Source organism: Streptomyces sp. NPDC045956, assembly GCF_056430705.1.
Window position 1 is genome coordinate 490,654 of the sequence record NZ_JBWKKZ010000001.1, and the last position, 14,097, is coordinate 504,750.

Below are 14,097 nucleotides of genomic sequence, written 5' to 3' on the forward strand. Positions count from 1 at the left end.
ATGGATTCAGCACAGGTCGATGCCTACCTCCGCCGACTCGGAGTCGAGTACCCGGCGTGGCCCACCGCCGACGCCCTGCGTGAGCTTCAGTCGCGCCATCTGCGGACGGTGCCCTTCGAGAACCTCTCCGTCCACCTCGGTGAGGAGATCGTGCTGGAGGAGAAGCGGCTCCTGGACAAGGTGGTGGGCGCCCGCCGGGGCGGGTTCTGCTACGAACTCAACGGCCTGTTCGGCGCGCTGCTGACGGCGCTCGGGTACGAGGTCACCCTGCTCGCGGCGCGGGTGTACGGGGACGGCGGCCGGCTCGGCGTCCCGTACGACCACCTGGCGCTGCTGGTGCGGTCGGTGGACGCCGGTGACTGGCTGGCCGACGTCGGGTTCGGGGCGCACAGCCACGGACCGCTGGCCTTCGCGGAGCGGGGCGAGCAGGAGGACCCCGGCGGCACGTTCCGGGTGGCCGAGGCGGGGCCGGACGCCGCGGGGGTGCGCGGCGGCCACGACTCGGCCCGGGCGGCCGACCTGGACGTGTCGCAGGACGGGAAGCCCGTGTACCGCCTGGAGCTGCGCCCGCGGGTGCTCGGCGACTTCGTGTCCGGTGCGTGGTGGCACAGCACTTCGCCGCAGTCGCACTTCCTCCAGGCGCCGGTCTGCTCGATGCTCACGGAGGACGGGGGGAGGATCACGATCAGCGGCCGCAGGTTCGTGTCGACGACCGTCGACGGGCGCCGGGAGGAGACCGGGCTGACGACGGACGAGGAGGTGCTCGCCGCGTACCGGGACCGGTTCGGCATCGCACTGGACCGGGTGCCCGCCGCGCGCCGACCGTGAGCGGCGGTCCCCGGCGGAACCGCGCCGGGACCGCGCTCCAACCACCCAATTCGCCCCACGGGGTACACACGAGCCACACGGGGTCCACTCGTACGTAGTCAGGCTTACTCGTGCCTACTGCCTGCACATACGCCGGTTTCCCGTGATGTGGGTCCGTGTTGCCTCGAAAGCCCCATCAGTGATCGAATGTTGCTTCGTCAACGAATTTTCGCACGTCGCGCAGAGGGTGTCGCAGATGATCGGCCGCTGGCTGGAAAGCCGAACGAAGCGGATGGAACGGACGGGTCCTCTGGCGGCGGTGCGGATCCCGCCGAGCGCGGGAGTGCTCAGCTGCCGGGTACTCGACCCCGTCGACGAACCGGTACCGCACGCGGAGTTCACGGTGAGCGACACCATGGGGCGCAAGGTGGTCGGCGGCGGCACGGACCCCTTCGGGTCGTTCGTGGCGACGGTGCCGGCGGGGGAGTACCGGCTCGCGGTGTCCGCCGAGGGCTACGCGCCGTACCGGGCGTCCGCGACGGTCACCGAGGACACGCTGGCCACGCTCGGCGACGTGACCCTTCAGGTGGCCCAGCCGCCGGAGCTGCCCGCGCCGGGCGACTGGGAGATCGAGCCGGCGCACTCCTCGATAGCCTTCACGGCCCGGCACATCGGGCTGGCCCGCATCCACGGCCGGTTCAACTCCTTCGCGGGCGCGGTGCGGATCGCGGACGACATGGCGCAGTCGGCGATGCACGTGGTGATCGGCGCGGCGTCCATCGACACCAACGTGAAGATGCGCGACGACCATCTGAGGTCGGCGGACTTCCTGGATGTGCAGCGCTTCCCGACCCTGGAGTTCTACGGCGACCGCTTCACGCACCGGGGCGGCAACCGGTGGGCCGTCACGGGGGCGCTGTCGCTGCACGGCGTGACGCGCACGGTCACGCTGGACGCGGAGTACCTGGGGCTCGGCAACGGGATGGAGGGCGAGGTGCGGGCGGCCTGCCGTGCCACGACCGAGCTGCACCGCGACGACTTCACGGTGAGCTGGCAGACGATGCTGGCGCGCGGCATCGCCGTCGTCGGGCCCAGCATCCGGATCGACCTGGACGTGCAGATCGTGCCCAAGGGCTGACCGGGCGGTCGGCGTGGAGCGGGGTGCCGGACAATGGCTCCCGTGAGTGATGTGAGACATGTGCTGGTGCTGCCGGACCGCGATGCCGCGGAGGAGGCGGCCCAGGCGCTGGGGGAGCGTTTCGGGCTCGACGAGGAACCGCAGCTGGTCCGGGACGCCCTGGCCGGCGAGGACGACGCCGAGGACGCCCAGTGGCTCGTGGTCCTGCGCGACGAGAGGGAGCGGCTGGACCCCGCGGTGCTCGACGCGTTCGCGGGGGAGTGGGAGGGCTGGCGCGAGGAGCCCTGACCCGGCCCCGAGCACGGCCCGACCCCGGACCGCCCCCAGCCCGGCCCCGGCCCCCAGGCGGGCCCGGCCCCGGCCTCGGGTGCGGGAGGGGCGCCGCCCGGGGACCGTTGTCAGTGGTGCGTGCGATGCTTGTCGCGATGGCCAGGAAGACTGCGAACGACGACCCTCTCGCCCCGGTGACCCTTGCCGTGGGCCAGGAGGACCTCCTGCTCGACCGTGCCCTGCAGGAGGTGGTGGCCGCCGCGAAGGCCGCCGACGCCGACACGGACGTACGCGACCTGACGCCCGACCAGTTGCAGCCCGGCACACTCGCCGAGCTGACCAGCCCCTCGCTCTTCGCCGAGCGCAAGGTCGTGGCCGTACGCAACGCGCAGGATTTGTCCGCCGACACCGTCAAGGACGTCAAGGCCTACCTCGGCGCACCGGCCGAGGAGATCACCCTCGTCCTGCTGCACGCGGGCGGAGCCAAGGGCAAGGGCCTGCTGGACGCCGCACGCAAGGCGGGCGCGCGTGAGGTGGCGTGCGCCAAGATGACGAAGCCGGCGGACCGGCTGGCCTTCGTGCGGGCGGAGTTCCGCACCGCCGGGCGGTCGGCCACCCCCGAGGCGTGCCAGGCGCTGGTCGACGCGATCGGCAGCGACCTGCGGGAGCTGGCCTCGGCGGTCTCCCAGCTGACCGCCGACATGGAGGGGACGATCGACGAGGCGGTCGTCGGGCGGTACTACACCGGGCGGGCCGAGGCCTCCAGCTTCACGGTCGCCGACCGGGCGGTCGAGGGACGGGCGGCGGAGGCGCTGGAGGCGCTGCGCTGGTCCCTCGCGACGGGGGTGGCACCGGTGCTGATCACCAGCGCGCTGGCCCAGGGAGTGCGGGCGATCGGCAAGCTGTCCTCCGCCCGCGGCGGACGCCCCGCCGACCTCGCCCGCGAGCTGGGGATGCCGCCGTGGAAGATCGACCGGGTCCGGCAGCAGATGCGCGGCTGGACACCGGACGGCGTCTCCGTGGCCCTGCGCGCGGTGGCCGAGGCGGACGCGGGAGTCAAGGGCAGCGGGGACGACCCCGAGTACGCCCTGGAGAAGTGCGTGGTGATCATCGCCCGGGCCGCGCGCTCGCGGGGACGGTCGTAGAGCGCGGTCCCCAGGTCCGTACCCCGGCCCGTCCCGTCGGTGCCCCCCGGCCCGTTCCGTCGGTGGCCTCCTGTCCGTCCGGTCGGTGTCCCCAGGTCCGTCCGGTCGGTGATCGCCCGGCCCGTCCCGTCGGTGGCCTCCTGCCCGTTCCGTCGGTGCCCCCCGGTCCGTCCGGTCGGTGATCCCCGGCCCGTCCCGTCGGTGACCCCGGGGCTCCGCCGTCCGCACCCCCGGGCCGTCCCCTCCCCCCAGCCCGAGCCGGAGCAGACCGAAGGCCCCGGTCTCCGTCCTGGGGAAGGACGGCCACCGGGGCCTCGGGATCAAGCTCGGGGGTCCATGCCCGCGTGGCGAACGCAGGCCGCGCATGGACCCTGGGTGCCGGACGGGAGCGGATGAGAGAGGGCCCGCTCTGGGTCCTTCCGGCGATCAGACCAGATAAGGGGTTCAGCCCTTGAGAGCGCCGACCTTCTGCGCCAGCGCCGACTTCTTGTTGGCGGCCTGGTTCTTGTGGATGACGCCCTTGGAGACGGCCTTGTCGAGCTGGCGCGAAGCGACGCGCTGGTACTCGGTGGCCTTCTCCACGTCACCCGCGGCAGCGGCCTCACGGGCCTTGCGGATCGCGGTCTTCAGAGAGGACTTGACGGCCTTGTTGCGCAGCCGGGCCTTCTCGTTGGTCTTGTTCCGCTTGATCTGGGACTTGATGTTCGCCACGAATGAGCCTTTGCAGGTTCAGGCACGAGGCCGCGAAGGGCCCGTACCGGTGATTTCTTGAAGGAGTGCCTCGCGCTGAGAGGGCAAGAGACACAGCCCCCCACACTACCAGCGGCCCGCGGGCCGACCCAAACCCGCCCTCCGCCCGCCCCCGGACCGGGTCCCGGCCGTCCCCCGCCGCCGTCCCGCACCGCCGCCGGACCCGCTCCCAGACCCACCCCGGCTCCCCACCCGTGGGACGATGGAGGCTACGTATAGATCCGACCCGAGACCGCAGACACTGCGGACGCCTCAAGAATCAGGACCCTGCGTGCCCGCGATCCCTAGCCATGTGCCCGAGCCGAGCCGTACCGACCCGTCGCTGATCCGCAACTTCTGCATCATCGCGCACATCGACCACGGCAAGTCCACGCTCGCCGACCGGATGCTCCAGCTGACCGGTGTCGTCGAGCAGCGGCAGATGCGCGCCCAGTACCTCGACCGCATGGACATCGAGCGCGAGCGCGGCATCACGATCAAGTCCCAGGCGGTGCGTCTGCCGTGGGCTCCCACCCACGACAAGACCGACACGCACATCCTCAACATGATCGACACCCCGGGGCACGTCGACTTCACCTACGAGGTCTCGCGGTCGCTGGCCGCGTGCGAGGGCACCATCCTCCTCGTCGACGCCGCCCAGGGCATCGAGGCCCAGACCCTCGCCAACCTCTACCTGGCGATGGAGAACGACCTCACGATCATCCCCGTGCTGAACAAGATCGACCTGCCGGCCGCGCAGCCCGAGAAGTTCGCCGAGGAACTCGCCAACCTGGTCGGCTGCGACCCCGACGACGTGCTCAAGGTCTCCGCCAAGACCGGGCTCGGCGTCGACGTGCTGCTGGACAAGATCGTCGCCGAGGTCCCGGCCCCGGTCGGCGTCAAGGACGCACCGGCCCGCGCGATGATCTTCGACTCCGTCTACGACTCGTACCGCGGTGTCGTGACGTACGTCCGTGTCATCGACGGCCAGCTCGGCAAGCGCGAGCGCATCAGGATGATGTCGACCGGCGCCACCCACGAGCTGCTGGAGATCGGCACCAACTCCCCGGAGATGCTCGGCGCCGACGGTCTCGGCGTCGGCGAGGTGGGCTACCTGATCACCGGCGTGAAGGACGTCCGCCAGTCCAAGGTCGGTGACACCGTCACCAGCCAGCACAAGGGCGCCACGGAGGCGCTCGGCGGCTACAAGGACCCGCGGCCGATGGTCTTCTCCGGCCTGTATCCGCTGGACGGCTCGGACTACCCCGAGCTGCGCGAGGCGCTGGACAAGCTCCAGCTCAACGACGCGGCGCTGGTCTACGAGCCCGAGACCTCCGCGGCCCTCGGCTTCGGCTTCCGCGTCGGCTTCCTCGGCCTGCTGCACCTCGACGTGATCCGCGAGCGGCTGGAGCGCGAGTTCGGGCTCGACCTGATCGCCACCGCGCCCAACGTGGTCTACCGCGTGATCATGGAGGACGGCACCGAGCACATCGTCACCAACCCGAGCGAGTTCCCCGAAGGCAAGATCAACGAGGTGTACGAGCCGGTCGTGCGCGCCACGATCCTGGCGCCGACCGAGTTCATCGGCTCGATCATGGAGCTGTGCCAGACCCGGCGCGGCACCCTGCTCGGCATGGACTACCTCTCCGAGGACCGGGTGGAGATCCGTTACACCCTGCCCCTCGCCGAGATCGTCTTCGACTTCTTCGACCAGCTCAAGTCGAAGACGCGGGGCTACGCCTCGCTGGACTACGAGCCCACCGGCGAGCAGACCTCCAGCCTGGTCAAGGTCGACATCCTGCTGCACGGCGACAAGGTGGACGCCTTCTCGGCGATCACCCACAAGGACGCCGCGTACGCGTACGGGGTGCGGCTCGTCGCCAAGCTGCGCGAGCTGATCCCGCGGCAGGCCTTCGAGGTGCCCATCCAGGCCGCCATCGGCTCCCGGGTGATCGCCCGCGAGACCATCCGCGCCATCCGCAAGGACGTCCTCGCCAAGTGCTACGGCGGTGACATCTCCCGCAAGCGGAAGCTGCTGGAGAAGCAGAAGGAAGGCAAGAAGCGGATGAAGATGGTGGGTTCCGTGGAGGTTCCGCAGGAGGCCTTCATCGCGGTCCTGTCCAGTGACGACAGCGCGGGATCGGGCAAGGGCAAGAAGTAACCGCGTCACACCGCGCCGCCGTACGCCGGGTCCGGGAAAAACGGTCGTGCAGGGGCCCGTCGTGCGAAAGTGCGGCGGGTCCCTTCGCATGTCACGGCCGGGCATCTGTAGGAAGTGACAGGGTGCGGAGTCTTACGCCGGGGCCGGTCGCCCCTTAATCTGATGCCTGCCCCGTAGTTACTCGTGAGTTAAACAAGTGATCGGGCACCTGCCCGAGCCGCTGCCCAGCACCGCCCGAGAGTGAAAATCCAGCCGCACCTGAGCAAGCCGCACCGACGCGGGCCCACGGAGGATGTCGTGAGCGACACACAGACACTGATCGAGAACCGTCCGCCCTCCGTGGCGGGACTCTTCCTGGAGCGGGTGGCGGCCACGCCGGACGCCGAGGCGTACCGCTACCCGGTGCCGTCGTCCTCGGGTGAGGGACCGGACGACTGGAAGTCGCTGACCTGGGGCGAGGCCGCCGAGCGGGTCTACGCGATCGCGGCCGGACTGATCGAACTCGGTGTGCAGCCCGAGCAGCGCGTGGCCCTCGCCTCCTCCACCCGGCTGGAGTGGATCCTCGCCGACCTCGGCATCATGTGCGCGGGCGCCGCGACGACCACCGTCTATCCGCAGACCAACGCCGAGGAGTCGGCGTACATCCTTTCCGACTCCGAGAGCCGGGTCCTGATCGCGGAGGACGCCGCCCAGCTCGCCAAGGCGCGGGACAAGCGCGGCGAGCTGCCCGAGCTGACCCACGTGGTGGTGGTCGACGCGACCGGCGCCGACACCTCCGAGGACTGGGTGCTGACCCTCGACGACCTGGAGCGCCGGGGCGCGGCCCGTCTGGAGGCGGACCCGGAGCTGGTCAGGAAGCGGGTGGGCGCTCTCACCAAGGACCAGCTCGCCACCCTCATCTACACCTCCGGCACGACCGGCCGTCCCAAGGGAGTGCGCCTCCCGCACGACAACTGGTCGTACATGGCGAAGGCGATCGCCGCGACCGGCCTGGTCAGCCCGGACGACGTGCAGTACCTGTGGCTGCCGCTCGCGCACGTCTTCGGCAAGGTGCTCACCTCCGGCCAGATCGAGGCCGGTCACGTCACGGCCGTCGACGGCCGCGTCGACAAGATCATCGAGAACCTGCCGGTCGTGCAGCCGACCTACATGGCGGCCGTCCCGCGCATCTTCGAGAAGGTCTACAACGGCGTGGCCGCCAAGGCCCGGGCCGGCGGCGGAGCCAAGTACAAGATCTTCCAGTGGGCCGCCGGGGTCGCCCGCGAGTACGCGAAGGTCACCCAGGACAACTTCAAGCGCACCGGCACCGCCAGCGCTCCGGCCGGCCTGCGTGCCAAGCACGCCGTCGCCGACAAGCTCGTCTACGCCAAGATCCGCGAGGCCTTCGGCGGCCGCCTGCGCGCCTGCGTCTCCGGCTCGGCCGCCCTGGCCCCGGAGATCGGCTTCTTCTTCGCCGGCGCCGGCATCCACATCCTGGAGGGGTACGGCCTCACCGAGTCCTCCGCCGCGTCCTTCGTCAACCCCGGTGAGGCCTACCGCACCGGCACGGTCGGCAAGCCGCTGCCCGGCACCGAGGTGCGCATCGCGGACGACGGCGAGATCCTGCTGCGCGGCCCCGGCATCATGGAGGGCTACCACCAGCTGCCCGAGAAGACCGCCGAGGTGCTGGAGAGCGACGGCTGGTTCCACACCGGGGACATCGGCGAACTCTCGCCCGACGGCTACCTGCGCATCACCGACCGCAAGAAGGACCTGATCAAGACCTCCGGCGGCAAGTACATCGCGCCGGCCGAGGTCGAGGGCCAGTTCAAGGCGGTCTGCCCCTACGTCTCCAACATCCTGGTCCACGGCGCCGACCGGAACTTCTGCACCGCGCTCATCGCCCTCGACGAGATCGCGATCACGCAGTGGGCGAAGGAGAACGGCCTGGAGGGCAAGGCCTACGCCGAGATCGTCGCCGCGCCCGTGACGGTGGAGATGGTCGACGGCTACGTCAAGCAGCTCAACGAGGGCCTGCAGCGCTGGCAGACGGTCAAGAAGTTCCGTCTGCTGCCCCGTGACCTCGACGTCGAGCACGGGGAGATCACCCCCAGCCTGAAGCTGAAGCGGCCGGTCGTGGAGCGGGAGTACAAGCACCTGATCGAGGAGATGTACGAGGGCTCCCGGGAGGCGTAGCGGGGGCGCGGCGGGGGGCGGTCGCGGCGATCCGCCCGGCCGCTGCCCGCACCTCGCCCTCTTCGGATCGCCCTCGGGCCGTCTTCCGGTCTTCTTCTGGTCTCCTTCGGGCCATTTTCGGGCATTCGCCTGGCACGGTTCTCACTCATGGCGGCCCACTTCGGTAACTCGACGCTTATGGACGGGTCCGGTCTGTCACTCTGTCGGCATCGACTGCGAAGTACTCGCACGAACTGCCCGGGGAGCCGTCCATGGGGGCCATTCCGACGCAACGGGAGACCGTCTCCCACGCCGGCGGGGCGCCGGCGCACACCGCCGAGGCATCGTCCGAGGCACCGGACCAGGGGTGCGCGCCGGCGCACGTGACCCTGCTCGGAAGCTCCCTGGCGCCGGGCGCGGCCCGCGCGATGGTGCGGGACGCGCTGGCCGACTGGTCCGCGCTCGGCCTGCCCGGGACGGGCCGGCTGACGGAGCACCTCGTCGCCGACGCCCTGGTGGCGGTCAGCGAACTGGTCACCAACGCCGTCGTCCACGCCGGTACCGACGTCGAGGTGGTCTGCCGGCTGGAGGAGACGGGCACCCTCGTCGTCGAGGCCACGGACCACCACCCCTCCCGTGCGCCCAGGGGCGGCAACCACGAGACACCGCAGGACGTCGCGGAGTACGGGCGCGGCCTGCGGCTCGTCGCCGCGCTCTCCGAGGCCTGGGGCATCACGTACCGGCCGGGCACCAAGACGGTGTGGGCGCGGCTGCCGGCGGTCGGCACCGACGTCACCGAGCGGACCGAGGCGTACGCCGGGGGCCGGGGGTGGCGCCGCGGCGGGTCGCCGCTCGCGGAACCGCCGGGGGAGCGGCCCGGGGGCGTGAGGGGCGGGGAGGGCGCGGAGGGCGCGGCGACCGGGGACGGCGCCGACGGTACGCACCCCCCGCAGGGCACACCCGCCCCGTACGCCTCGCATGGCGCGAACGGTTCGGGCGGCACCGAAGGCCGGGACGTTTCGGTCGACCCCGGCGGTCCGGGCAGTCCGGGCGTCCCGGCCGTCCCGGCCGGCTTTCGGGCCCCGGACGATGCGGAGTACGCGGGTGACCTCCCGCCGGCCCCGGACCCGGACCCGGGGCCGGGTCCGGCCGGGCCGCGATCCTCGCCGGGTGGGCCGGTCCGAAGCGTTCCGACCGGCACCGAGGGTGCTGCGCCCGAACCGAAGGGCGTCCTGCCCGGCCCGGGTCCGACGGCACCGGAGGGAGGACCGGAGCACCCGGGACGCGAGGAGGACGCCGACCGGGCGGAGCCCCCGCAGTGGCCCTTCTGGTGGGACGTGGAGGCGGCCACCGGACCGCGTGGCCTGCGCGACCGGGAGTGGCTGGGACACGGTGCCCTGTCCTTCCTCGCCGAGGCCTCCGACCTCCTGGCCGGTCAGCTCGACGAGGACCTCGTCGCCTCCCTCACCGGCCAGCTGATCGTGCCGCGGCTCGCCGACTGGTGCGCCGTGTGGCTGGAGGACGAGTCCCTCGGCCGGGGAGCGTGGAGCGACGACCCCGGCTCGGCCGTCGGAGCGCGGCTGGCCCGCGTCTGGCACGGCAGCGAGAGCCACATCGAGGAACTGCGCCGGGTCCTGGAGAAGGACCCGCCCCGCCCGCGCGATCCCTGGCGCTCCGGCCCCGTCGACCACCCCTGGCCCGCGGAGGGGCTCGGCCCGGACGGCACGCAGGGCGCCGCGCTCGCCTACCGGCTGGTCGCGGGCGGCCGGCCGCTGGGCACCCTCGTCATCGGGCGGTCCGGCACCTCCCGCTTCCCGGACGAGATCAGCGGCCTCGTCGAGGACCTCAGCCGCCGCGTGGCGCTCGCCATCGGCGCCGCCCGCCAGTACGCCCGGCAGGCCACCATCAGCGCCGTCCTGCAACGCGGCCTGCTGCCCGGTGCCGTCGCCGAGATCCCCGGCGTGCGCAGCGCCCTGGTCTACGAACCGTGCGACAAGGGCGGCCCCAGCGGCGACTTCTACGACCTCTTCCCGGCCGGCGACGGCCGCTGGTGCTTCGCCGTCGGCGACGTCCAGGGCAAGGGCCCCGAGGCCGCCGTCGTCATCGGGCTCGCCCGGCCCTGGCTGCGGCTGCTGGCCCGCGAGGGGTACGGCGTCCCGGACGTCCTCGACCGCCTCAACCAACTGCTCCTCGACGACGCCACCGAGGCCGCCGAGGCCGCCGCGCGCGCCCTGGTCGCCGTCGGCGGCCGTCCGGTTGCCCCGGGCGACGGACCGCAGACCCGCTTCCTGTCCCTGCTCTACGGCGAGCTGGTCCCGTTCGAGGGCGGCGTGCGCTGCACCCTGGCCTCCGCCGGGCACCCGCTGCCCCTGCTCCTCGGGCCCGACGGCACCGTCCGCGCGGTCGCGCAGCCGCAGACGCTGCTCGGGGTCGTCGAGGACGCGACGTACACCAGTGAGACCTTCGACCTGGGCTCCGGGGACACCCTGCTGTGCGTCACGGACGGGGTCACCGAGCGGCGCAGCGGCTCCCGCCAGTTCGACGACGGGGACGGTCTGGCGGCGGCGCTCGCCGGGTGCGCGGGGCTCGACGCGGGCCTGGTCGCGGAGCGCATCAGGCGGCTGGTGCACGAGTTCGGGGCCCGGCCCCCGGAAGACGATCTGGCGCTGCTGGTGCTCCAGGCGGAGTGACGGCCCGGGGCACGAGGCGGGGTGCGGGACAATGGAACGCATGCCCTCCGCACTGCCCGACGGCGAACCCGTCCCCTCCGACGGCGCCCTCCCGGCGTCCGCGCTCGCCGCCGCCGACCGCCCCCTCGGTTTCTACCTGCACGTCCCGTACTGCGCGACCCGCTGCGGATACTGCGACTTCAACACCTACACCGCCACCGAGCTGCGCGGCACCGGCGGCGTCCTCGCCTCCCGGGACAACTACGCCGAGACACTCGTCGACGAGGTCCGCCTCGCCCGCAAGGTGCTCGGCGACGACCCCCGCGAGGTCCGCACGGTCTTCGTCGGCGGCGGTACGCCCACCCTGCTGGCCGCCGGCGACCTGGTCCGGATGCTGGGGGCGATCCGCGACGAGTTCGGCCTCGCCGCCGACGCGGAGGTCACGACGGAGGCCAACCCCGAGTCGGTCGACCCGGCGTACCTCGCCACCCTGCGGGAGGGCGGCTTCAACCGGGTCTCCTTCGGCATGCAGAGCGCCCGCCAGCACGTCCTGAAGGTGCTGGACCGCACCCACACCCCGGGCCGCCCGGAGGCGTGCGTCGCCGAGGCCCGCGCGGCCGGCTTCGACCACGTCAACCTGGACCTGATCTACGGCACGCCGGGCGAGTCCGACGACGACTGGCGCGCGACCCTCGACGCCGCGCTCGGCGCCGGACCCGACCACGTCTCCGCGTACGCCCTGATCGTCGAGGAGGGCACCCAGCTGGCCCGCCGCATCCGGCGCGGCGAGGTCCCGATGACCGACGACGACGTGCACGCCGACCGGTACCTGATCGCGGAGGAGCGGCTGTCGGCGGCGGGCTTCGACTGGTACGAGGTGTCGAACTGGGCCACCTCGGACGCGGGGCGCTGCCTCCACAACGAGCTGTACTGGCGAGGCGCCGACTGGTGGGGCGCCGGGCCGGGCGCGCACTCGCACGTGGGCGGCGTGCGCTGGTGGAACGTGAAGCACCCGGGGGCCTACGCGGCAGCGCTGGCGGAGGGGCGGTCGCCGGGAGCCGGGCGGGAGATCCTGACGGACGAGGACCGGCGCGTCGAGCGCATCCTGCTGGAGCTGCGGCTGCGGGAGGGCGTCCCGCTGTCGCTGCTGCGGGAGCCGGGGCTCGCGGCGTCACGGCGGGCGCTGTCCGACGGACTGCTCCAGGAGGCGCCGTACGAGGCGGGGAGCGCCGTGCTCACGCTGCGGGGGCGGCTGCTGGCGGACGCGGTGGTGCGGGACCTGGTGGACTGAAGGGTCATCCCCGCTATGGCGGGGAGCAGGAACTGCTCGGGCGTGTCGACGAACTCATCGACGGACCGTCTCCGCAGCGGCGGAGAGCAGCCCACCAGGCCCGGTCTGTCAACGCCCGGTCGACGTTCAGGACACGGTCACGTGATCGATGAGTCGTTCCACACTGCCCAGCAGCTCCGGCTCCAGGTCCTTGTACGAACCCACCCGCGCCAGGATCGCCTGCCACACCGCCCCGGTGTTCTCCGGCGGCCACCCCAGGGCCCGGCACACGCCCGTCTTCCAGTCCTGGCCGCGCGGCACCCGGGGCCAGGCGTCGATGCCGACCGACGCCGGCTTCACCGCCTCCCAGATGTCGATGTACGGGTGGCCCACGACCAGCGCGTGCTCGCTCGTCACGTCCTTCGCGATCCGCCACTCCTTCGACCCCGGCACCAGGTGGTCCACCAGGACCCCCAGCCGCGCGTCCGGCCCCGGACCGAACTCGGCGACGATCGCCGGCAGGTCGTCCACGCCCCCCAGGTACTCGACCACGACGCCCTCGACGCGCAGGTCGTCGCCCCACACCTTCTCGACCAGCTCGGCGTCGTGCCGCCCCTCGACGTAGATCCGCCCGGCCCGGGCCACCCGGGCGCGCGCCCCGGGGACGGCGACCGAACCGGACGCCGTGCGGGCGGGCCGCACCGGACCGGACGACGGGCGCACCAGGGTCACCACGCGCCCCTCCAGCAGGAAGCCGCGCGGCTCCATCGGGAAGGCCCGGCGCTTGCCGAAGCGGTCCTCCAGGGTCACCGTGCCCGCCTCGCAGCCGGTCACCGCACCGCAGAAGCCGGTGCCGGGCTCCTCGACCACCAGGCCGGGATCGGCCGGGACCTCCGGTACCGGCTGCGGCTTCTTCCACGGAGGGGTCAGGTCGGCGGAGTACTGGCGCATTCTCAGGACGATACGAGGAATCCGCCGTCCGTGATCAGCGCGACACGCCGAAGCGCGCGGCCAGCGCGTCCCGTTGGGACCGGACGAACGCCGCGTCCACCACCGCTCCGTGGCCGGGCACGTACAGCGCGTCCGCACCGCCCAGGGCGAGCAGCCGGTCCAGGGCGGCCGGCCAGCGCGCGGGCACGGCGTCCGGGCCCGCCTGCGGCTCGCCGGACTCCTCGACCAGGTCGCCGCAGAACACGACCGGCGGATCACCCGGCACCAGCACCGCGAGGTCCTGGCCGGTGTGCCCCGGCCCCACGTCGGCCAGCAGCACCCGCCGGCCGCCGCCCAGGTCGAGCGGGTACGCGCCGTCGACCTCGCGGTGGACGCGGACGAGCGCGTCGGCCGCCTCCTCGGCCGCCCCCGCGTCCAGCCCCTCCGCCACCGCGTCCGCACGCAGCGCCTCCCGCCCCCGTCCGCCCGGCGCGAACACCGCCCCGACGCCCGCCGCGCCGTGGACCTCCACGCCCGCGAAGGCCGCCGCGCCGAAGACGTGGTCGAAGTGCGGGTGGGTCAGCGCGAGATGCGTCACACGGTGACCGGCGAGCCGCCGTGCCTGCGCACGCACCCGGGCGCCCTCCCCGAGGCTCGACCCGGTGTCCACGACCAGTGCCGTGCCCGCGCCGACGACCAGCCCCGCCGTGCAGTCCCACACCGGCAGCCGGCACCGGCCCACCCCGTCGGCCAGCCGCTCCCATCCCAGGTCTTCCCAAGTCACTGTCACGACGGCGACGCTAGGGCCTGTCTGACGATTCCCG

General features: G+C 72.7%; 11 protein-coding genes. 8 read left to right on the top strand and 3 right to left on the bottom strand.

Annotated elements, in window-relative coordinates; all coding sequences use genetic code 11:
- From AC07FV_RS02110 to holA, 4 genes are all read left to right on the top strand, one after another.
- A complete protein-coding gene (locus AC07FV_RS02110) occupies positions 1-828 on the top strand; it encodes an arylamine N-acetyltransferase family protein (RefSeq protein ID WP_479083983.1) in 828 nt (275 codons plus the stop codon).
- Positions 829-1,063: 235 nt separating this feature from the next.
- A complete protein-coding gene (locus tag AC07FV_RS02115) occupies positions 1,064-1,945 on the top strand; it encodes a YceI family protein (protein WP_479083984.1) in 882 nt (293 codons plus the stop codon).
- Positions 1,946-1,987: 42 nt separating this feature from the next.
- Entirely contained in the window at positions 1,988-2,233 is a 246-nt protein-coding gene (locus tag AC07FV_RS02120) for a hypothetical protein (protein WP_479083985.1), read from the top strand.
- A gap of 137 nt (positions 2,234-2,370) precedes the next feature.
- The gene (holA, locus tag AC07FV_RS02125; protein ID WP_356603306.1) at positions 2,371-3,360 is read left to right on the top strand and encodes a DNA polymerase III subunit delta; all 990 of its coding nucleotides are present in this window, start codon (positions 2,371-2,373) and stop codon (positions 3,358-3,360) included.
- A gap of 444 nt (positions 3,361-3,804) precedes the next feature.
- On the opposite strand, the gene rpsT is transcribed toward holA, so the two are convergent.
- Positions 3,805-4,071 (bottom strand): 30S ribosomal protein S20, encoded by a 267-nt coding sequence (gene rpsT, locus AC07FV_RS02130; protein WP_030180898.1) that lies wholly within the window; start codon positions 4,069-4,071, stop codon positions 3,805-3,807.
- A 310-nt stretch (positions 4,072-4,381) separates the two neighbouring features.
- On the opposite strand from rpsT, the gene lepA reads away from it, so the two are divergent.
- The 4 genes from lepA to hemW all read left to right on the top strand — a co-directional run bounded on the left by lepA (position 4,382) and on the right by hemW (position 12,364).
- Entirely contained in the window at positions 4,382-6,250 is a 1,869-nt protein-coding gene (gene lepA / locus AC07FV_RS02135) for a translation elongation factor 4 (RefSeq protein ID WP_479083986.1), read from the top strand.
- 297 nt (positions 6,251-6,547) lie between these two features.
- Entirely contained in the window at positions 6,548-8,425 is a 1,878-nt protein-coding gene (locus AC07FV_RS02140) for an AMP-dependent synthetase/ligase (RefSeq protein ID WP_479083987.1), read from the top strand.
- 251 nt (positions 8,426-8,676) lie between these two features.
- Positions 8,677-11,094, top strand: coding sequence for a SpoIIE family protein phosphatase (locus AC07FV_RS02145; protein ID WP_479083989.1), 2,418 nt, complete (start codon positions 8,677-8,679; stop codon positions 11,092-11,094).
- Between the two features lie 40 nt (positions 11,095-11,134).
- Entirely contained in the window at positions 11,135-12,364 is a 1,230-nt protein-coding gene (hemW, locus tag AC07FV_RS02150) for a radical SAM family heme chaperone HemW (RefSeq protein WP_479083991.1), read from the top strand.
- A 126-nt stretch (positions 12,365-12,490) separates the two neighbouring features.
- On the opposite strand, the gene AC07FV_RS02155 is transcribed toward hemW, so the two are convergent.
- A complete protein-coding gene (locus AC07FV_RS02155) occupies positions 12,491-13,294 on the bottom strand; it encodes a DUF3097 domain-containing protein (RefSeq protein ID WP_479083993.1) in 804 nt (267 codons plus the stop codon).
- A 34-nt stretch (positions 13,295-13,328) separates the two neighbouring features.
- On the bottom strand, positions 13,329-14,063 hold the full coding sequence (locus AC07FV_RS02160; RefSeq protein ID WP_479083994.1) for an MBL fold metallo-hydrolase: 735 nt from the start codon (positions 14,061-14,063) through the stop codon (positions 13,329-13,331).
- Between the last annotated feature and the right edge of the window lie 34 nt (positions 14,064-14,097).

Excerpts from the sequence above, each read along its gene's own strand:
- holA (WP_356603306.1), top strand. The coding sequence starts at position 2,371 with ATGGCCAGGAAGACTGCGAACGACGACCCTCTCGCCCCGGTGACCCTT.
- AC07FV_RS02110 (WP_479083983.1), top strand. The coding sequence starts at position 1 with ATGGATTCAGCACAGGTCGATGCCTACCTCCGCCGACTCGGAGTCGAG.
- hemW (WP_479083991.1), top strand. The coding sequence starts at position 11,135 with ATGCCCTCCGCACTGCCCGACGGCGAACCCGTCCCCTCCGACGGCGCC.
- AC07FV_RS02145 (WP_479083989.1), top strand. The coding sequence starts at position 8,677 with ATGGGGGCCATTCCGACGCAACGGGAGACCGTCTCCCACGCCGGCGGG.
- AC07FV_RS02155 (WP_479083993.1), bottom strand. The coding sequence starts at position 13,294 with ATGCGCCAGTACTCCGCCGACCTGACCCCTCCGTGGAAGAAGCCGCAG.
- AC07FV_RS02115 (WP_479083984.1), top strand. The coding sequence starts at position 1,064 with ATGATCGGCCGCTGGCTGGAAAGCCGAACGAAGCGGATGGAACGGACG.